Origin of the sequence: Streptococcus sanguinis, from assembly GCF_900475275.1 — a bacterium.
Lineage (GTDB): Bacteria > Bacillota > Bacilli > Lactobacillales > Streptococcaceae > Streptococcus > Streptococcus sanguinis_N.
Genome location: NZ_LS483364.1, coordinates 1,610,223 through 1,630,014, shown reverse-complemented (window position 1 = coordinate 1,630,014; position 19,792 = coordinate 1,610,223). Strand labels below are relative to the sequence as shown.

The window sequence follows — 19,792 nt, the reverse complement described above, 5'->3', positions numbered from 1 at the left end:
ACCTATAGTTATTTGATAAACATAGCATCACCAAAACTGAAGAAGCGATAGCGCTCAGCAATAGCGTGCTCATAAGCTTCAAGCGTTAAGGAACGTCCGGCAAAGGCAGAGACTAACATGACCAGAGTTGACTTGGGCAGGTGGAAGTTGGTTGAAAAAGCATCAACGACCTTCCAATCGTATCCCGGCTTGATAAAAATATTGGTCCAGCCAGAGTCAGCCTGAATCTGCCCCTGGAATTTACTGCCAATTGTCTCTAAGGTGCGGATAGATGTCGTGCCGACTGCAATGACACGGCCTCCCTTAGCCTTGACCTGACGGAGTATCTGGGCAGCTTCCTCGGACAGGCTGTAAAACTCGGAGTGCATCTCGTGATCATCTAAGCTGTCTACAGAAACCGGTCGGAAAGTTCCCAGTCCGACATGAAGGGTGAGATAGACCAGTTTGACTCCCTTGGCTGAAATCTGTTCCAATAGCTCTTCTGTGAAATGAAGTCCAGCAGTTGGCGCAGCGGCAGAGCCGTTTTCTTTAGCGTAAACAGTCTGGTAGCGTTCGCGGTCTGCCAGTTTTTCGTGGATATAAGGCGGCAGCGGCATTTCTCCCAAACTTTCCAAGACTTCTAGGAAAATCCCTTCATAGCCAAAGCGTACGATTCGACCACCATGGTCAAGCTCCTCTACCACAGTAGCAGTTAAGCGGCCATCACCAAAGGAAATCTGAGCACCTACTCTGAGGCGCTTGGCTGGCTTGGCTAGCACTTCCCAGTCATCGCCTTGGATATTTTTCAGCAACAGCAGCTCGACATGGCCCCCTGTCTCAGGCTTGATACCATAAAGGCGGGCAGGAAGGACACGTGTATTATTCATAACAAGGGCATCGCCGGGCTGGAGCTGATCAATAATCTGGTCAAAATGCTGGTCGGAGAAGGCTCCCGTTTCTTTATCAACCACTAACAAGCGGGAAGCATCCCTTTTCTCTAAAGGTGTCTGAGCAATCAGCTCTTCGGGCAAGTCAAAATCAAAATCAGCGGTATTCATTGTATCTCCTTATATTGTTTTCATCAGCCAGAGTAGATAGGCGGCCAGTAGGAAGGGGCTAGCAGTAAGCAAGCCGCCCAAAATCAAACTTACAATCTGCCAGCCTGGTTGTTTTTTCATGAGGAAACTCAAGCTGCAGAGTAAGACTCCGACTAAAAATAAAATCAATAAAACAATCAGTAAAAACATGTCTCTATTATAACACGATTTGCTGCAAAAGGAAGCGAGCATGACTAAAAAGTATGTCTATTTTACAGACTTTTTCTTGACAAAAATTGGTCTATACCATATAATGAAATTAAGAAAAGAAGTGGAGGTAAAAAATGAAAATTATTCAAGTGGAAAACCAAGTAGAAGGTGGCAAAGTGGCTCTCGAGCTGCTCAAAGAAAAGCTGGCTCAGGGGGCAAAAACTTTAGGCTTAGCTACAGGCAGCAGCCCTGAAGGATTTTACAAGCAGATCGTTGAGAGCGACCTTGATTTTTCAGAGATGTTCAGTGTCAATCTGGATGAATATGTTGGTTTGCAGGAGGACGATCCTCAGTCTTATCGCTATTTCATGAATCAGCACCTCTTTAACCAAAAGCCTTTTAAAGAAAGCTTCCTGCCTAATGGCGCAGCGAAAGATTTAGAAGCAGAAGTGGCGCGCTACAATCAGCTTCTTGCAGAGCATCCGGCTGATTTGCAGATTTTGGGAATTGGTACGAATGGCCATATCGGCTTTAATGAGCCGGGAACTAGTTTTGACAGTCAGACTCACTTAGTGAATTTGACACCGTCCACCATTCAGTCAAATGCTCGATTCTTCGACAAGATGGAGGATGTTCCGACTCAGGCTATTTCCATGGGAATTGGCAATATCCTAAATGCTAAGTCCATCATCCTCTTTGCTTATGGTTCTGCTAAGGCCAAGGCCATAGCAGGGACTGTTGAGGGGGAAGTGACGGAGGAGCTGCCAGGCAGTGCTCTCCAGAAGCATCCAGATGTTGTGATTATCGCTGATAAGGAAGCGCTTAGCCTGTTAAAACACTAAGATTTTGATGTTGTGCTATAAAACTGGCTTTGCCAGATAAAAGTCTCTTAATTTCCTATCTATTTTTTAGGTAGGATTTTTAGATTTATGGTTGACTTTGCGTAAAATATGATATACTAGATAGGTATAATTGTTCTTTGGAGGATCCTGTGAAGAAAAAGCTTTTGTTATTGGGAATTGTGTTCCTGACCTCGTTAGCGCCGTTAGCTGCTAGGGCTGATGAATTGGTGGATATGGCTAAAAAGATGTATCCGCATGATAATGTTCAGGCGATTAATCGTCCCAAGTCTTCTCTCGTTATTGACGGCAGTACAGGTGATGTTGTCTGGGAGGATAATGTCGATGAGGTGCGTGATCCCGCTAGTATGAGTAAGCTCATGACGCTTTACTTGGTCTTTGAAGCGATTAAGGAAGGAAAAATCAGCGAAAAGACGGTCATTACAGCTACACCTCAGGATCAAGCCACTGCTAATATTTATGAAATTTCTAATAATAAAATTGTCGCTGGTGTGGACTATACCGTATCTGAGTTGATTACCATGACAATCGTGCCGTCATCCAATGCGACAACCGTTATGCTGGCCAATTATTTATCGGACAATGACCCAGATGCGTTCTTGGATCGGATGAATGCTAAGGCTCAAGAGCTGGGCATGACGAATACCAAGTGGTTCAATGCCAGCGGTGCAGCAGCGGTTTCTTTTAAGGGCTACTATAACCCTCAAAACTACGATAATTATGCCAGCAATCAGACAACAGCCCGTGATTTGGCGATTCTGGCCTATAACTTTGTCAATCATCATCCTGAGATTCTAAACTATACTAATAAAGCCAAGGTTACGGTTAAAGCTGGAACTCCTTACGAGGAGACCTTTGAAACCTATAATTACTCCCTACCGGGTGCTAAATACGCACTCAAGGGCGTAGATGGCATGAAGACAGGCTCTAGTCCTAACGGTGCTTTCAACTATATCGCGACCATTAAACGTGGAGATCAGCGCATGATTGCTGTGATTATGGGAGTCGGTGACTGGTCTGACCAAGACGGTGAGTATTACCGCCATCCTTTTGGTAATGCTTTGATTGAGAAGGCTTATGCGGATTATGAGTACAAAAAACTCTTATCCAAGGGTGAGCAGGAGATTGATGGACAGAAGTATAAGCTTCCTGAGGATTTTTACGCTACTGTTAAAAAGGGAACCAAGCCTAAAGTCAAAGTTGAAAACAATGTTCTCAAGGCTGAAAATGGCTTGAAGACCTTGTCTAGCAAGATCTCCGATGAAATGAAAGTCGAGAAAGTTGAGAATCCAGTTGCTCAGGCTATTGAAAATGTGACTGGCAGCAAGTCGGAAAGCAAGCCTTGGTATGGTGTGTTTTTCAGTGATAAGATGTTGATTCTGCTGCCTGTTGGCATCCTGTTAATCATTCTGTACTTTGAATACCGCAGTCGTCAAAAACGTAAGGCTGCAAAGCAGGAACGTCGTAGAAATACAGATGTTGAATAAAGGGAATGTCCTCTGTCACATACGAACGGAATGACTTTCCAAGCTAAAACTCAGTTCTTTTGCTGAGTTTTCTTTCTGTCTTAAGGAGATTTCGATGCGAAAAAAGTTTCACAACAGCTATCTGGCTCATTTTTTACTCTTTAATTTTTTCTTCTTAGCCTACTCTCTTTTTTCGACCCTGATATCAGTCTATATGCAGGACTTAGGCTATTCAAATGCACAAGTATCGATGGTAGTGTCAGCTTCCTTCTTTGCTTCTATGTTGGCTCAGCCAATCTTCGGAGTTCTCAGCGATGCTTTGGGAATTAAAAAGATCTTCCTTTTTAGCTTTCTAGTTATGATGGTTGGGGCTGTATTTTTCATGAAAGCGACTCAGCTTTGGCAGTTACTGGTCTGGTATAGCCTAGTTCTCATGTTGGTTAACGGGGTCAATCCAGTCATGGATGTTCTGGCGGCTCAAAGTCCTTATACTTATGGCAAGATTCGGATTTGGGGAACCATTGGATATGCACTAGGCTCTCAGCTGGCAGGATTGATTTATCAAAGAGTCGCACCACAGGCTATTTTCCCAGTCTTTATTGGCATGATGCTTATCAGCAGCATAGGACTTTTGGGAATCCAGCCCAAGCACGACCGAGCAGCCCTAGAAAGCAGGAATACCCGCAAGCAGACAGGTCTGGGGAAGCTCTTGACCAACAAAACCTATCTCTTTTACCTGCTTTTGGTCGCCCTTTACTCTGGAGTGGGGAATACTGGTCATACCTATATCCCTGCCATGCTACAGCATAGTGGCTTAGAGGTGGATATGGCTTCGACTGTCGTTGCCTTATCAGTTCTGGTTGAAGCGCCTTTTATCTTTTATTCCTATCTCTTTATGGACAAGATTTCGATGAAAAAGCTTCTTTATATTTGTCTGGGAATCGTCTTTCTCCAGTATAGCGTCTATGCTTTAGACCTAGGTTTGATTTCGAAAATCGGGATGACTCTCCTTTCCAAGCACGTGACGGGCATGGTTTTGATAATGGTGACCCTGAAAATCGTAGCTAGCTTGGTCGATGAAAAATACCTGGTTACAGCCATTGCTCTGGTCCAGACAGCCCGCAGTCTAGGAACCATTCTCATTCAAAATCTTGCGGGTCACTTTTTGGACAGTTGGGGCTACGAAGGAATGCACCTCTTTCTAGCAGCTATTATCTGCTTAGTCTGTCTCCTGGCCCTCTTTCTAAAATTGCCAGAACGAAAAGGAAACCAATTATTTGGATAATGAAAAACGAGTCGGAGAGATGTTCTCTCGACCCGTTTTTTGATGGTGTAGATAGTTTCTCTTTTCTTTTGCGAATATTTTAGTAAATGAGATAAATTTTAGAGGGGATAGAATATGTTTGTGGCGCGAAATCATAAGGGACTTTTGTGTAATGCACTGGAGGAGAAGATTGAGAAAGGGGCTGATTTCGTCTGCCCAGCTTGTTCAGGGGCAGTCCGTTTTAAAAAAGGGAAAGTTATGCAGCCGCATTTTGCGCATGTTTCGCTAGAGCAGTGCCACTTTTACAGGGAAAATGAGAGCGCTGAGCACCTGAACCTTAAGGCGGAGCTTTTTCGCTGGGCTGTCCAGACAGAAGAAGTTGAGGTGGAGGCTTTTTTGCCTGCTCTGCAGCAGATTGCTGATTTGCTGGTTGATAAAAAATTGGCTCTTGAAGTCCAGTGCAGTTCTCTAAGAATAGAACGACTGCAGGAACGGACGCTTTCTTACCGCCAGCATGGCTATCAGGTCCTCTGGCTCTTGGGGCGAAAACTTTGGCTCAAGGATTCCCTAACTCGCCTGCAGAAGGATTTTCTCTATTTTAGTAAAAATATGGGCTTTCATCTCTGGGAGCTGGATCAAGAAAAGCAAGTTCTGCGTCTTAAATACCTGATTCACGAAGATCTGCATGGAAAAGTCCAGTACAAGACCAAGAACTTTCCCTTTGGTCACAGTCAGCTTTTGGATATTTTGCGTTTGCCCTTTCAAAAGCAGGAGATGAACAGCTTTCTGGCCCAGCAAGATCCGCAGATCTGCAATTATATCCGCCGTCAGCTTTATTACCAGCAGCCTAGATGGATGCGGCTGCAGGCTCAGCTCTATCAGAATGGCGATAATCTCTTGACTAAGACTGCAGAGGATTTTTATCCACAGGTTCGGCCGATACAGGCTGCCTCCTTCTGTCAGATAACTACTGACCTGACTGACTATTACCAGCAGTTTGAGAACTATTATGCCAATCTCCAGCAAAAAAATCTGCAAATTGTTTATTCACCGGCTTTTTATACAAGGATTTTACGTTGATTTGTGATAGAATAGGGGAGTCGGAGGATTTTTTTATGGCAAAACAAAGAAATGAAATTGAAGAAAAATATACTTGGGATTTGAGTACCATTTTCCCAACAGATGAAGCCTTTGAAGAGGAATTGGCTCAGGTTTCAGAAGAAGTGAAGAAAGCAGCTGGTCTGGCTGGGCATTTGCTTGATTCAGCGGACAGTCTCTTAACAACGACTGAAGTGCAGTTGGACTTGATGCGTCGTATTGAAAAGCTTTATTCTTATGCTCACATGAAGAATGACCAAGATACACGTGTGGCTAAGTACCAAGAGTATCAGGCTAAAGGCATGACTCTTTACAGCGACTTTGGCCAAAGCTTTGCTTTCTATGAGCCAGAATTTATGGCGATTACAGAAGAGCAGTACCAAGCTTTCTTGGCTGAGCAGCCAGCCTTGCAGCAGTATCAGCATTATTTTGACAAGCTTTTGAAAAAGAAGGCTCACATCCTGACACAGCGTGAAGAGGAGCTATTGGCGGGTGCTGGTGAAATTTTTGGTGCAGCGGGCGAAACCTTTGCTATCTTGGATAATGCGGATATTGTCTTTCCGATGGTGCATGATGAAGATGGAAATGAAGTTCAGCTCAGCCACGGTAACTATATCACCCTGGTCGAGTCTAAGAACCGAGAGGTCCGCAAGGAAGCTTACGAGGCTCTCTACAGCGTCTACGAGCAGTATCAGCATACCTATGCTAAGACTCTGCAGACCAATGTCAAGGTTCACAACTACAATGCGAAAGTCCGCAAGTTCTCATCTGCCCGTGAAGCAGCCTTATCAGCTGACTTTATTCCAGAAAGTGTTTATGACAGCTTAGTTTCAGCTGTCAATAAGCATTTGCCTCTCTTGCAGCGTTATATCGCTTTGCGAGCGAAGATTTTAGGCATTTCTGACTTGAAGATGTATGATATGTACACACCTTTGTCAGAGACAGACTACAAGTTCACTTATGAGGAAGCCTTGGCTAAGTCTGAGGAAGTCTTGGCTATTCTGGGTGAGGATTATTTGAGCCGAGTGAAGACAGCCTTCTCAGAGCGCTGGATTGATGTTCATGAGAATCAAGGCAAGCGCTCAGGGGCATACTCAGGTGGTTCTTATGATACTAATGCCTTTATGTTACTCAACTGGCAGGATACGCTGGACAATCTCTTTACCTTGGTGCACGAGACAGGACACAGTATGCATTCCAGCTACACCCGTGAGACTCAGCCTTATGTCTACGGAGACTATTCTATCTTCCTAGCTGAGATTGCTTCAACGACTAATGAAAATATCCTGACAGAGAAGCTCTTGGAAGAAGTAGAAGACGATGCTACCCGCTTTGCTATTCTCAACCACTTTTTGGACGGCTTCCGAGGTACGGTCTTCCGTCAAACCCAGTTTGCGGAGTTTGAGCACGCTATCCACAAGGCTGACCAAGAAGGTCAAGTTTTGACCAGCGAGTTTCTCAATGAGCTCTACGCTGATTTGAACGAGAAATACTATGGACTGAAAAAAGAAGATAATCCGCAGATTCAGTACGAATGGGCTCGGATTCCACATTTCTACTATGATTACTATGTTTTCCAATATTCGACAGGATTTTCAGCGGCTTCTGCCCTGGCTGAAAAGATTGTCCATGGTAGTCAGGAAGACAAGGACAAGTATCTGGACTATCTCAAAGCTGGGAACTCTGACTATCCGCTCAATGTCATCAAAAAAGCAGGTGTAGATATGGAAAAAGAAGACTACCTAAATGCTGCTTTTGCTGTCTTTGAACGTCGCTTGGACGAATTCGAAGCCTTGGTGGAAAAGTTGGGATTAGCATAAGATGGTCGATACTTATAACCAAAACTCTAATCCCAATATGCGTCGACCAGTGGTCAAAGAAGAAATCGTTGACTTTATGAGACGGCGTCTCCAGCCGGTCACTGGTGGCCTCAAGGAATTGGAGGATTTTGCCAGAGCTGAAAATGTGCCCGTGATTCCCCATGAGACAGTGGCTTACTTCCGCCTGCTACTCGAAAGTCTGCAGCCTGAGAAGATTTTAGAAATCGGGACGGCTATTGGATTTTCGGCCCTTTTGATGGCAGAACATGCTCCTCAGGCTCAGATTACGACTATTGACCGCAATCCAGAGATGATTGAGCTTGCCAAGGCTAATTTTGTCAAGTATGACAGCCGTCAGCAGATCACCCTGCTGGAAGGTGATGCGATGGATTTGCTTGAGACACTAGAGGATTCCTACGACCTTGTCTTTATGGACTCTGCCAAGTCCAAGTATGTGGTCTTTCTGCCCCATGTCCTCAAGCGCCTCAATCCTGGTGGTCTGGTCCTCATTGATGATGTCTTTCAAGGTGGCGATGTTGCCAAGCCTTTTGAGGAAATTAAGCGTGGTCAACGAGCTATTTACCGTGGCTTGCACAGCCTGTTTGACGCAACTTTGGACAGTTCAGATTTAACTTCCAGTCTGCTTCCCTTGGGAGATGGACTGCTTATGATTAGAAAAAAATGACATCTCTGATTTTTTCCTAATTTCCAAAAATTTTTAGTAAAATTTAAGATATCAATTCAAATTTGTGCTACAATAGAAAACATGAACTTTTAAGAATAAGGAGTCAATATAAAATGAAGAAAAAAATATTTGCAGGAGCTGTGACACTCTTGTCAGTCGCTGTATTAGCAGCATGTTCTAACTCAGAAGGCAAGGACATCGTGACCATGAAAGGAAACACGATTACTGTCAATGAGTTCTACGATCAAGTGAAAAACAATGGTGCAGCTCAGCAGGTCTTGCTACAGATGGCTATCAAAGACATCTTTGAAGAAAAATACGGCAAAGATGTCAAAGACAAGGACGTTAAGGATGCTTTCGAAAAGTCTAAAACTGCTTACGGTACAGCTTTTGCCCAAGTCTTGGCTCAAAATGGATTGACCGAAGATGCCTACAAGGAGCAAATCCGCACCAATATGCTGGTAGAGCATGCCGTTAAGAAGGCTGCTGAAAAAGAGCTGACTGATGAAAACTACAAGGCTGCCTTTGAAAACTACACGCCAGAAGTAACAGCTCAAATCATCAAGGTTGACAGCGAAGACAAAGGTAAGGAAGTTCTTGAAAAAGCTAAAGCAGAAGGAGCCGACTTCAGTCAAATCGCTAAGGAAAACTCTACCGATGCTACCACTAAGGAAAAAGGCGGAGAAATCAAGTTTGACTCTGGCTCTACTGATGTTCCAGATGCTGTCAAAAAAGCTGCCTTTGCTTTGGAAGAAAATGGCGTTTCAGACCTTGTGACTGTGCCAGATTCACAGTACTCAGCAAGCTACTATATTGTTAAGCTGGTCAAGAAGTCTGAGAAATCTTCTAACTGGAAAGACTACAAAGACAAGCTGAAAAAGATTATCATTGCGCAAAAAGAAAAAGATACTAGCTTTATCCAAAGCGTTGTGGCGAAAGAGCTGAAAGATGCCAACATCAAGGTTAAGGATAGTGCATTCCAATCTGTCTTTGCTCAGTATATCGAAACGACAGGCTCTTCAACTTCTTCATCAAGTGCTGCCAGCAGCTCAAAGACATCTGAGTCTAGCTCAGTAGCTGAAAGCAGTTCAACAGAAGCTTCATCCTCAGCCGCAGAATAAGGTTGACGAAAAGAGAATAAGCAAGTATAATAAGACTGGTGAGAATTGATTTTTCAAGTTCTTAGTTCAGAGAATTGGCGGTGCTGCGAGCCATCTAAGACGGGGAATCATGCTACTCATCTAGCAAAATATAATACGAAATGAGAATGACAAGTTCATTGAATGAAGGTGGTACCGCGGTTTTTCGCCCTTCGGACAAGGAACTTGTCTTTTATGTTGACTGTGGAGGTAACATAATGAAAACCTATCTTGTCAAACAGAAATTTCGCTTAGGCGGCGAACGCTTTGATATCAAGGACGATCGAGGAAATGTGGATTACCAAGTGGAAGGCTCTTTCTTTCAGATTCCTAAGACCTTTACTATCTATGATAGTCAAGGACAAATCGTCAGTCAAATTACCAAGACCCTTTTAACCCTCCTGCCCCAGTTTGAAATCAAACTCAGCAGCGGGCATAGCTTTTATATTCGTAAGAAATTCTCTTTTTTGCGTGATAAGTATAAATTTGATAATTTGGGTCTTCGAGTTGAAGGGAATATCTGGGATTTAAACTTTCGTCTGCTGGATGACAGCAATCAAGTCGTTGCAGAGATTACCAAGGAGCTCTTCCATCTAACCTCTACTTATCAGGTGAGTGTCTATGATGTGACTTATTCAGATTTGGTGATTTCCCTCTGTGTCGCTATTGATTATGTTGAAATGCTGGAAAGTTCGTCGTCATAATGCAATTATTTTTAGAAAAACATTAAGGAGAAAAAGAAATGAAACAAATGTCAAGTGCTCAGGTTCGTCAAATGTGGCTGGATTTTTGGGCAACTAAAGGTCATGCAGTAGAACCATCTGTTAGCTTGGTGCCGGTCAACGATCCAACCTTGCTCTGGATTAACTCTGGTGTAGCAACCCTCAAGAAATACTTTGACGGAACCATTATTCCAGAGAATCCTCGGATTACCAATGCTCAAAAGGCCATTCGAACCAATGATATTGAAAATGTCGGAAAAACTGCCCGCCACCATACTATGTTTGAAATGCTGGGCAATTTCTCTATCGGCGATTATTTCCGTGATGAAGCGATTGAGTGGGCTTACGAGCTTTTGACTAGCCCTGAGTGGTTTGATTTTCCCAAAGACAAGCTCTACATGACCTACTACCCAGACGATAAGGACTCTTACAACCGCTGGATTGCTATGGGCGTTGAGCCTAGTCATTTGATTCCGATTGAGGACAACTTCTGGGAAATCGGTGCGGGACCTTCTGGGCCGGATACAGAGATTTTCTTTGACCGAGGTGAGGCTTTTGATCCAGAAAATATTGGGGTCCGTCTCTTAGAAGAAGATATTGAAAACGATCGCTATATCGAAATCTGGAATATCGTCTTGTCACAATTCAATGCTGACCCTGCTGTACCACGTAGCGAGTACAAGGAATTGCCACATAAGAACATTGATACGGGCGCTGGTTTGGAGCGTTTGGTCGCTGTTATCCAAGGAGCTAAGACCAACTTTGAGACTGACCTCTTCATGCCAATTATTCGTGAAGTAGAGAAGCTGTCTAGCAAGGTCTATGACCAAGATGGCGACAATATGAGTTTCAAGGTTATCGCAGACCATATTCGTTCGCTTTCCTTTGCCATTGGTGATGGGGCTCTTCCTGGAAATGAAGGCCGTGGCTATGTCCTTCGTCGTCTACTCCGTCGTGCTTCAATGCATGGTCAAAAGCTGGGGATCAATGAGCCTTTCCTTTACAAACTGGTTCCAACTGTGGGCAAGATTATGGAAAGCTACTACCCAGAAGTTCTTGAAAAGCAAGACTTTATCGAAAAGATTATCAAGAGTGAGGAAGAATCTTTTGCTCGTACTCTGCACTCTGGTCAACACTTTGCAGAAACAATCGTGGCAGATTTGAAAGCTAAGGGACAAACTGTTATTGCTGGTCAAGATGCCTTTAAACTCTACGATACTTACGGTTTCCCGCTGGAGTTAACCGAAGAAATCGCTGAAGAAGCAGGCATGACTGTGGACCGTGCTGGCTTTGAAGCGGCTATGAAAGAGCAGCAGGATCGAGCGCGTGCTTCTGTCGTCAAGGGCGGCTCAATGGGCATGCAAAATGAAACCTTGCAGGCCATCACCGTAGAAAGTTCCTTTAATTACGAAAAAGAAGAGCTGACAGCTGAACTTCTTGCTGTCGTGGCGGATGATGCAGCAGTGGAGTCTGTTGAGACAGGATCAGCTGCCCTCATCTTTGCAGAAACGCCATTCTATGCAGAAATGGGTGGTCAGGTAGCTGACCACGGTCAAATCTTTGATGGAGCAGGCAATCTGGTAGCGCAAGTTACGGATGTGCAAAAGGCACCAAATGGTCAGCCTTTGCATACTGTAGAAGTTTTGGCTCCTCTGGCTCTCGGTCAAAGCTATAAACTGGAAATTGACCACAGCCGTCGCCATCGTGTGATGAAAAATCATACGGCAACTCACCTTTTACATGCAGCCCTGCATAATGTTCTTGGTAACCATGCAACCCAAGCAGGCTCTCTGAACGAAGTAGAATTCCTGCGCTTTGACTTTACGCATTTCCAAGCGGTGACAGCAGAAGAGCTGCGCGCTATTGAGCAAGAAGTCAATGAGAAAATCTGGGAAGCCCTTGCTATCGAGACAGTAGAGACAGATATTGACAAAGCTAAGGAAATGGGTGCCATGGCGCTCTTTGGAGAAAAATATGGTAAAGAAGTTCGTGTCGTAACCATCGGCGACTACTCTGTCGAGCTTTGCGGAGGAACCCACGTAGGCAACACTTCTGAAATCGGTATTTTCAAGATTGTCAAAGAAGAGGGGATCGGCTCTGGAACTCGTCGTATCTTGGCAGTCACCAGCAAGGAAGCTTTTGAAGCTTACCGTGAGGAAGAAGAGGCGCTCAAGGCTATCGCAGCGACACTCAAAGCACCGCAAATCAAGGAAGTGCCTCACAAGGTAGAAGCGCTGCAAGAGCAGCTGCGTCAACTGCAAAAAGAGAATGCAGAGCTCAAGGAAAAGGCAGCAGCAGCGGCCTCTGGTGAAGTCTTCAAGAATGTTCAAGAAGCAAATGGACATAGCTTTATTGCTAGTCAGGTCTCTGTTTCTGATGCAGGTGCCCTGCGTACCTTTGCGGACACTTGGAAGCAGAAGGACTATTCAGATGTTCTTATACTGGTCGCAGCAATTGGTGACAACGTCAATGTTCTTGCAGCCAGCAAGACCAAGGACATCCATGCTGGTAATCTGATTAAGGAATTGGCACCGATTGTAGATGGTCGAGGCGGCGGTAAGCCAGACATGGCTATGGCCGGCGGCAGCAAGCAATCAGCTATTCCAGCCCTGCTAGCAGCAGTTGCTGAGAAGTTGTAATATTAGATAACAGATAGATGAAAAGGTCTGCTCTTTGGGCAGATCTTTTTTTGTACTCTTAGCTCTCTTACTTCTCTATATGAGAAGCAAATAGGCCGCTTTTCGGCAAGAAAGTATGAATTGTTTTAGAATAAATAATGATATTTTCAAAAATATTGCATAAAAATACAGAAAATACTTGACAAAGGGAAAATATACGAGTAAAATAAAATGCATATTTATACGGAGGTGTTTTAAAAATATGCGAATTTCGATTGTAGGAATTACTGGTTACTCAGGAATGGAACTCCTCCGTATTTTACTGCAACATCCGCAGGCAGAAGTCGTTTCCCTTCATGCCAGTCAAGATATGGAGGCTCCTGTGTCAGAGTTATATCCTCATTTGAAGGGGATTTGCGACTTGAAAATAGAAGCTTTCGACAGTCAGGAAATAATGCGACGAGCAGATATTGTTTTCTTTGCAACGTCAAGTGGAGTGGCTAAAGATTTGTCAAAAGACTTTGTAGAAGCAGGATTTCCAGTCATTGACCTATCTGGCGATCATCGCTTGCCAGAGAATATTTATAAAAAATGGTATCAGAAAGAGCCGGCTGAAGACTATGTTCAAAAAGCGTTTATTTATGGGCTGTCTGAGTTTACAGATATCAGAGGGAAGCGATTTATTGCTAATCCCGGCTGCTATGCGACGGCTACAGAGTTGGCCTTGATTCCCTTGCTGACGGCTCGGGCTATTGAGCTGGACTCCATTATTGTTGATGCCAAGAGTGGCTTGACAGGAGCTGGGAAAAATCCAGCTGCATCCAGCCATTTTGTCCATGTGCACGACAACTATGTGACTTACAAGCTGAATCAGCATCAGCATATTCCAGAGATTGTGCAGCAGTTGCAGCGTTTTGATGAGAGATTGCAACAGATTCAGTTTTCAACATCCCTCATTCCACTCAATCGTGGTATCGTGGCGACAGTTTATTGCAAGTTAAAAGAACCTTTGACTCGAGAAGAGTTGGCTGCTATTTACCAGGAATGCTATCAGGATAAGCCTTTTGTCCGTATCCAAGCTACTCTGCCGAATCTGCATCAGGTTGTCGGTACTAATTATATAGATATTGGTTTTTGCTATAATCCTGTGACAAATATTTTAACTGTAGTGGCTGTGCTGGATAACCTGATTAAGGGGGCTGCTGGTCAGGCGGTTCAAAATATGAATCTGATGCTGGGCTTTCCTGAAACAGATGGCCTGCTCAGTCAACCGTCCTATGTCTAGATGAGAAAGGGTTAGATATGAAGATTATTGATGGAACGATTGCCAGTCCGCTAGGCTTTTCGGCTGACGGTTTACACGCTGGCTTTAAGAAAAAGAAGTTGGATTTTGGCTGGATTGTATCAGAAGTGCCGGCCAGTGTGGCAGGGGTCTATACGACTAATAAAGTCATTGCTGCTCCGCTTCTAGTGACCAAAGCAGCGATCCAAAAGAGCCAGAAATTGCAGGCAATAGTGGTTAATTCTGGTGTTGCCAATTCCTGTACAGGTCAGCAGGGACTGGACGCTGCCTATGAGATGCAGCGATTGACTGCCCAAAAGCTGAAGATTGAGCCTGACTTAGTAGGTCTGGCTTCTACAGGAGTCATCGGCGAGCAGCTTCCAATGAATGCTCTGAAAAATGGTCTGTCACAGATTCTGGTGAGTGGCAAGGCAGAAGATTTTGCTGAGGCTATCTTGACGACGGATACTTGTACCAAGACCTGTGTAGTCACAGAAGAGTTTGGCTCAGACCTGGTGACTATGGCGGGAGTAGCCAAGGGCTCGGGCATGATTCATCCGAATATGGCGACTATGCTGGCCTTTATCACTTGTGATGCTAATATTTCTAGTGCTACCTTGCAAGCGGCTCTCAGTCAGCATGTGGAGACGACTTTCAACCAAATCACGGTGGATGGAGATACATCGACCAATGACATGGTATTAGTCATGGCAAATGGCTGCCGACAAAACGAAGAAATTCTACCAGATACGGAAGAATTTGAAAAGTTTTCTAAGATGCTCCGCTATCTTATGGCTGACTTGGCTAAGAAAATTGCCAAGGATGGCGAGGGAGCGACCAAGCTGATTGAAGTTCATGTGCGGCATGCCAAGGATGAACAGAGCGGCCGTATGATTGCTAAGAGTGTCGTTGGCTCTAGCTTGGTCAAAACGGCTATTTTTGGTCAAGATCCCAATTGGGGCCGAATCTTAGCGGCTATCGGCTATGCGGGAGCAGATGTCTCGGTGGATAATATTGATATTTGGATTGAGGGGATTCCAGTTATGCAGGCTTCTAGCCCTGTGGCTTTTGACCCCGAGGAAACAAGTGATGCCATGGCTAGAGAGCTGCTAACCTTGACCATTGACCTACACGATGGGGACGCTGAAGCTCAGGCCTGGGGCTGCGATCTATCCTATGATTATGTGAAAATCAATGCCCTCTATAGAACCTAAGGAGAAATGCAATGAAAGATGTGATTGTTATAAAAATTGGCGGTGTTGCTGCGCAAAAGCTGTCTGATAAGTTTATCAAGCAGATGCAAGAGTGGATAGCAGCTGGTAAGAAAATCGTGGTCGTTCATGGGGGTGGTCTGGTCATAAATCAACTCATGAAAGAGCGCCAGCTGCCTACTCGCAAGGTTAAGGGGTTGCGGGTAACAGCTAAGTCTGACTTACCCATTATTGAGCAGGCCTTGCTAGGTCAAGTTGGCCGGACACTGACACAAGAACTGAACGACTCAGATATTGAAAGCCTTCAGCTGGTTTCACATTTGGGAAAGACAGTTTCGGCGGACTTTATTGACAAAGATCTCTATGGCTATGTCGGTGATGTGACGGCGATTCAAACTGCTTATCTAGAGCAGTTGCTGGCTGCGGACATGGTCCCAGTGCTGGCTTCGCTAGGGGAAAATGCGGCTGGCGAGCTCTTAAATATCAATGCAGACTATCTAGCCGCAGCAGTTGCTAGCAGCTTGCAGGCAGAGAAGCTGATTCTGATGACAGATATAGAAGGGGTTCTGGAGGACAAAAAAGTCCTGCCCCAGCTTCTGACCAGTCAGGTTTCCAAGAAGATTCAGACAGGTGTCATCAAGGGCGGCATGATTCCTAAGATTGAGAGTGCTGTTCAGACTGTGCTTTCCGGTGTCGGACAGGTTCTGATTGGTGACAATCTTTTGACGGGCACCTTGATAGCAGAGGGATAACGATGACTTATTTATTTGAAAACTACAAGAGGGCACCCATTGAGTTTGTTAAAGCAGAGGGCTCCTATCTGATTGACAATGAGGGAAAGGCTTATTTGGACTTTTCATCGGGGATTGGTGTAACCAATCTTGGCTTTCACCCGCAGATCCAGCAGGCTTTGATCCAGCAAGCAGGGCGCATCTGGCACAGTCCCAATCTCTATCTTAGCTCTCTGCAAGAGCAGGTGGCTCAGGAACTGGCTGGTTCTTATGATTATTTGGCTTTTTTCTGCAATAGCGGAGCAGAAGCCAATGAAGCAGCTATTAAGCTAGCCCGCAAAGCTACTGGCAAGCAAGGCATTATCACTTTTCAGCAATCCTTTCACGGTCGAACCTTTGGCGCTATGGCCGCAACAGGACAGGATAAGATTAAGGAAGGATTTGGTGATGGGGTTCCCCATTTCAGCTATGCGATTTACAATGATCTGGCCAGCGTAGAAGACTTGGCCAATCAGGATACGGCAGCTGTCATGCTGGAATTGGTCCAAGGAGAATCGGGGGTTTGTCCAGCAGAAGCAGCTTTTGTCAAAAACTTGGCTGATTTTTGCCAACAAGAGGGGATTTTGCTGATTGTTGATGAGGTCCAGACAGGTATGGGGCGTACGAGTCAGCTTTATTCCTTTGAGCACTATGGGATTATACCGGATATTGTGACTCTGGCTAAGGGTCTGGCCAATGGCCTGCCCGCAGGTGCTCTATTAGGAAAATCCAGCTTGGCTTCCGCTTTTGGACCTGGCAGTCATGGTTCTACCTTTGGTGGCAATAAATTAGCCATGGCAGCCGCCTTGGAGACCTTGCATATCATGAAAGAAGCGGGTTTTCTAGAAGAAGTCAGATCTAAGAGTGATATCTTATTGGAGCAGCTGCAGCTTGCTTTTCAGAATCATCCAAAGATTTCTGCTGTTCGAGGCCTGGGCATGATGATCGGGATTGAAACAAGCGCCAGTCTGTCAAAGATTGTTGAAGCCGCTCGTCAGAAAGGCTTGATTATCCTGACCGCCGGAGAGAATGTTATCCGTCTCCTGCCACCATTGACTATCAGCATGGAGGAAATCCAGCAGGGGATTGCTGTTTTAAAAGAGGTATTTTCAGAAGTAGATGAATAAAGGAAAAGGATTCAGTTTGAGCTGGATTCTTTTTTGTCTATGATAATAGCGCATTTGACAATGATTATTATTTTTTTGACAAAGATACTTGTCAAAAAGAAAAGAATCTGTTACAATGATTTTATCCAAGGGAGAATAATAAATAAGGAGTTTATGATGCAGCTTAGAAATCGACTCAAGGAGTTGAGGGCGCGTGACGGTCTCAACCAGACAGAACTGGCTAGGCTGGCCGGTGTTTCCAGGCAGACAATCAGCCTTATAGAGAGAGGCGAATATACCCCGTCGATTGTGATTGCCCTTAAGATTGCCCATATTTTCAATGAAAACGTTGAGAATGTCTTTCGGCTGGTGGAGGAAGCAGAATGAAGAACCAATTAAGATTCATTTCAACAGGAGCTAAAACAGTCCTTCAGCCTCAGCATTCTTGTATCATCTATTGTAAAAAAATAAAGGAGAAGAAGTCGTGAAAGAGCAAAAACGTATATCTACACAGAAAAGAGTTTTATATAATGTCCTTATATTTCTAGCTGGAGCTTTAATAGGTGGTCTGTCTATTTTGTTTTCTGAAACTGGTCTGCTAAAAAACATCAGTTGGTCGACTATTTTTTCTGTTCAACTGCTGCGCCAGCTAGGTAGGGCCAGCCTTATCATCCTCTATCCCTTGGTCTTTTTCTTGATTTATCGGACTCGTAAATACAATGAAGCCTATGAAAAAGAAGCAGATGAGGATAAGAATTATGAATGGTACCGGCTAACCTTTAAAAATCTGGAATATGCGACTATTGTCTTTAATATCAGCAGTGCTATCGTTCTTTTTACGATTTTAGTTGGAGTTGTTTTTATTGGAAATATTACTAATCATAAGAGCCCTCTTCAGTGGAGTTTTATAGATTATGCGATTGCCTTTCTTTATATTATTTTGCAAGTTGTCTTTTTAAAGACAGTTCAGAAGGTGCGGCACTATAAGCTATCAGCCTTTCCGACTACTGAGGAAATAAAAGAATTTGCCCTCTCTTATGATGAGTCAGAGCTGCAAGCCAATTATGAACAGTGCTATCTCATTCTCTTCAATGTAAATCAGAGACTTCTGCCAGCCCTCTATGTTATTTTAGGGATAGTGGGAGTCTTCACACCCCTCAATGTCGTTTCCGGTTTTGTCATCCTAGTGGTAATCCATATCTATATCAATCTTATGTATTATCCAATGGTAAGAAAATATTTCAAATAAGTTTATTTTTCAATGAAAGGTTGAGGCTATGAAACTACTGAAAGAACTTGATTTTATCCATAATAAAAAGGTCAATCTGGCTCTGAATATAACGGCCGTGCTGCTGATCTTCCCTTTTCTAGCCCTCTTTACTTGGATTGCCATTCTGATGTATGGCAAGGGCAGCGAAGTTTTTCATTTCTTTGATTTATTCTACCTCCTTGTTCTAATGGTCATCCATGAACTGATCCACGGCTTTTTCTTCAAGGTCTTGGGGGATGAAAATACCAAGGTCAAGTTTGGTTTTAAAAGCGGCATGGCCTATGCGACCAGCCCAGGCAGTCGTTACAGTCAGAAAAGGATGCTCGTCATTATCCTGGCACCTTTCTTTCTGATTAGCCTAGCCCTGACCTTGATCTATGGCTTGCATATTTTAACTGCGGCTTCTTATATCGTTCTTGCTAGCTTCCATGCAGCCGGCTGTGCAGGAGATTTTTTTCTGGCTGTCGCTATTCTTCGGCAGAAGGGTGATATAGCTGTTGAGGATACGGAAGTCGGTATTAATATTTATCAAAAGGAGAATACAAAATGAACAACTTCAAATCAACTGCTTTAGGACTTGTAAAATGGATAGGCTTAATTGCTCTTAGCCTCCTTATAAATGTTGCTCCGATGCTATTCTTAAGGCTCGGGAAGAGTTTACCTATTTATGCAGAAATCTTATTGGTAGCCTTGTATCTGGTTTTAGTTTTCCTTATTTTTCGTAGCTTATGGCGGCGATACCAAAAGCATGTACCTGAAGAAAAGAAAAAATTTAAACTGTCTGGCAAGGACATCGGTTTTGCTTTTCTATTCTTTTTCCTTGCCAGAGTGGCTGCTATTGTTGGTGTTTATCTTAATCTCATCCTGAGCGGCAATTCCCAGACCAGTAATGACAGTGCCATACAAGGGCTAGGGGGAATGATGTCTTCGCAGCATATCTTCTTTGCTTTGCTCTTTGTTGCAACGATTGCTTTTATTGCTCCTATCATGGAAGAATTAATTTTCCGCGGTTTTGGAACTGCCTTCTTTTTCAAAAATAATCAAAAAGTTTTGCCTGCTATTGTGACTTCTGTGGTCTTCACTCTGCCTCATATCACCCAATTGACAGAGTTCCCAATTTATTTTGCACTTGGACTGGTTCTTTATTTGTCCTATGCTCGTCGGGGGAATATAAAAGATTCCATGTTGGTGCATATCCTGAACAATCTCCCCATGGCTATAATACTGCTGCTAGCTATGTTTAAGTAAATCAATC

At 44.0% G+C, this 19,792-nt stretch carries 19 protein-coding genes; 17 read left to right on the top strand and 2 right to left on the bottom strand.

The window, feature by feature from the left end; genetic code table 11:
• Positions 1–8 precede the first annotated feature (8 nt).
• Complete coding sequence (gene queA / locus DQM55_RS08070; protein WP_002917511.1) at positions 9–1,037, bottom strand: tRNA preQ1(34) S-adenosylmethionine ribosyltransferase-isomerase QueA; 1,029 nt, start codon at positions 1,035–1,037, stop codon at positions 9–11.
• Between the two features lie 9 nt (positions 1,038–1,046).
• The gene (locus DQM55_RS08065; protein WP_002897949.1) at positions 1,047–1,226 is read right to left on the bottom strand and encodes a hypothetical protein; all 180 of its coding nucleotides are present in this window, start codon (positions 1,224–1,226) and stop codon (positions 1,047–1,049) included.
• Positions 1,227–1,360: 134 nt separating this feature from the next.
• Here DQM55_RS08065 and nagB point away from each other — a divergent pair, with 134 nt between their 5' ends.
• The 17 genes from nagB (at position 1,361) to DQM55_RS07980 (ending at position 19,785) form a co-directional block, all read left to right on the top strand.
• Positions 1,361–2,068 carry a glucosamine-6-phosphate deaminase gene (gene nagB / locus DQM55_RS08060; RefSeq protein WP_002917509.1) on the top strand — a complete coding sequence of 236 codons (708 nt, stop codon included), beginning with the start codon at positions 1,361–1,363 and terminating at the stop codon, positions 2,066–2,068.
• Between the two features lie 149 nt (positions 2,069–2,217).
• Positions 2,218–3,573, top strand: a complete 1,356-nt coding sequence (locus DQM55_RS08055) for a DUF1958 domain-containing protein (protein ID WP_111676085.1) — start codon at positions 2,218–2,220, stop codon at positions 3,571–3,573.
• Positions 3,574–3,667: 94 nt separating this feature from the next.
• On the top strand, positions 3,668–4,837 hold the full coding sequence (locus DQM55_RS08050; protein WP_111676083.1) for an MFS transporter: 1,170 nt from the start codon (positions 3,668–3,670) through the stop codon (positions 4,835–4,837).
• Between the two features lie 114 nt (positions 4,838–4,951).
• Positions 4,952–5,896, top strand: coding sequence for a competence protein CoiA (locus DQM55_RS08045; protein ID WP_111676081.1), 945 nt, complete (start codon positions 4,952–4,954; stop codon positions 5,894–5,896).
• 35 nt (positions 5,897–5,931) lie between these two features.
• Positions 5,932–7,734 (top strand): oligoendopeptidase F, encoded by a 1,803-nt coding sequence (pepF, locus tag DQM55_RS08040; protein ID WP_002912044.1) that lies wholly within the window; start codon positions 5,932–5,934, stop codon positions 7,732–7,734.
• A gap of 1 nt (position 7,735) precedes the next feature.
• Entirely contained in the window at positions 7,736–8,419 is a 684-nt protein-coding gene (locus DQM55_RS08035) for an O-methyltransferase (protein WP_111676079.1), read from the top strand.
• 113 nt (positions 8,420–8,532) lie between these two features.
• Positions 8,533–9,540, top strand: coding sequence for a peptidylprolyl isomerase PrsA (gene prsA, locus DQM55_RS08030; RefSeq protein ID WP_002912047.1), 1,008 nt, complete (start codon positions 8,533–8,535; stop codon positions 9,538–9,540).
• A 140-nt stretch (positions 9,541–9,680) separates the two neighbouring features.
• Entirely contained in the window at positions 9,681–10,262 is a 582-nt protein-coding gene (locus DQM55_RS08025) for an LURP-one-related/scramblase family protein (RefSeq protein WP_172454747.1), read from the top strand.
• Positions 10,263–10,300: 38 nt separating this feature from the next.
• A complete protein-coding gene (alaS, locus tag DQM55_RS08020; RefSeq protein ID WP_111676077.1) occupies positions 10,301–12,919 on the top strand; it encodes an alanine--tRNA ligase in 2,619 nt (872 codons plus the stop codon).
• Positions 12,920–13,160: 241 nt separating this feature from the next.
• Complete coding sequence (gene argC, locus DQM55_RS08015; protein ID WP_111676075.1) at positions 13,161–14,183, top strand: N-acetyl-gamma-glutamyl-phosphate reductase; 1,023 nt, start codon at positions 13,161–13,163, stop codon at positions 14,181–14,183.
• 17 nt (positions 14,184–14,200) lie between these two features.
• Positions 14,201–15,394 carry a bifunctional glutamate N-acetyltransferase/amino-acid acetyltransferase ArgJ gene (gene argJ / locus DQM55_RS08010; protein ID WP_111676073.1) on the top strand — a complete coding sequence of 398 codons (1,194 nt, stop codon included), beginning with the start codon at positions 14,201–14,203 and terminating at the stop codon, positions 15,392–15,394.
• A gap of 11 nt (positions 15,395–15,405) precedes the next feature.
• On the top strand, positions 15,406–16,143 hold the full coding sequence (gene argB / locus DQM55_RS08005; protein ID WP_111676072.1) for an acetylglutamate kinase: 738 nt from the start codon (positions 15,406–15,408) through the stop codon (positions 16,141–16,143).
• Between the two features lie 2 nt (positions 16,144–16,145).
• Positions 16,146–17,288: an acetylornithine transaminase gene (locus DQM55_RS08000; RefSeq protein WP_111676070.1), complete on the top strand. Its 1,143-nt coding sequence runs from the start codon at positions 16,146–16,148 to the stop codon at positions 17,286–17,288.
• A gap of 156 nt (positions 17,289–17,444) precedes the next feature.
• Positions 17,445–17,654, top strand: a complete 210-nt coding sequence (locus DQM55_RS11885; RefSeq protein ID WP_032909616.1) for a helix-turn-helix transcriptional regulator — start codon at positions 17,445–17,447, stop codon at positions 17,652–17,654.
• 97 nt (positions 17,655–17,751) lie between these two features.
• A complete protein-coding gene (locus DQM55_RS07990) occupies positions 17,752–18,516 on the top strand; it encodes a DUF3169 family protein (protein WP_002904127.1) in 765 nt (254 codons plus the stop codon).
• Positions 18,517–18,544: 28 nt separating this feature from the next.
• Positions 18,545–19,087: a DUF3267 domain-containing protein gene (locus DQM55_RS07985; protein ID WP_111676068.1), complete on the top strand. Its 543-nt coding sequence runs from the start codon at positions 18,545–18,547 to the stop codon at positions 19,085–19,087.
• Complete coding sequence (locus DQM55_RS07980; RefSeq protein ID WP_002896027.1) at positions 19,084–19,785, top strand: CPBP family intramembrane glutamic endopeptidase; 702 nt, start codon at positions 19,084–19,086, stop codon at positions 19,783–19,785. Before DQM55_RS07985 ends, DQM55_RS07980 begins: the two co-directional genes overlap by 4 nt.
• Positions 19,786–19,792 lie beyond the last annotated feature (7 nt).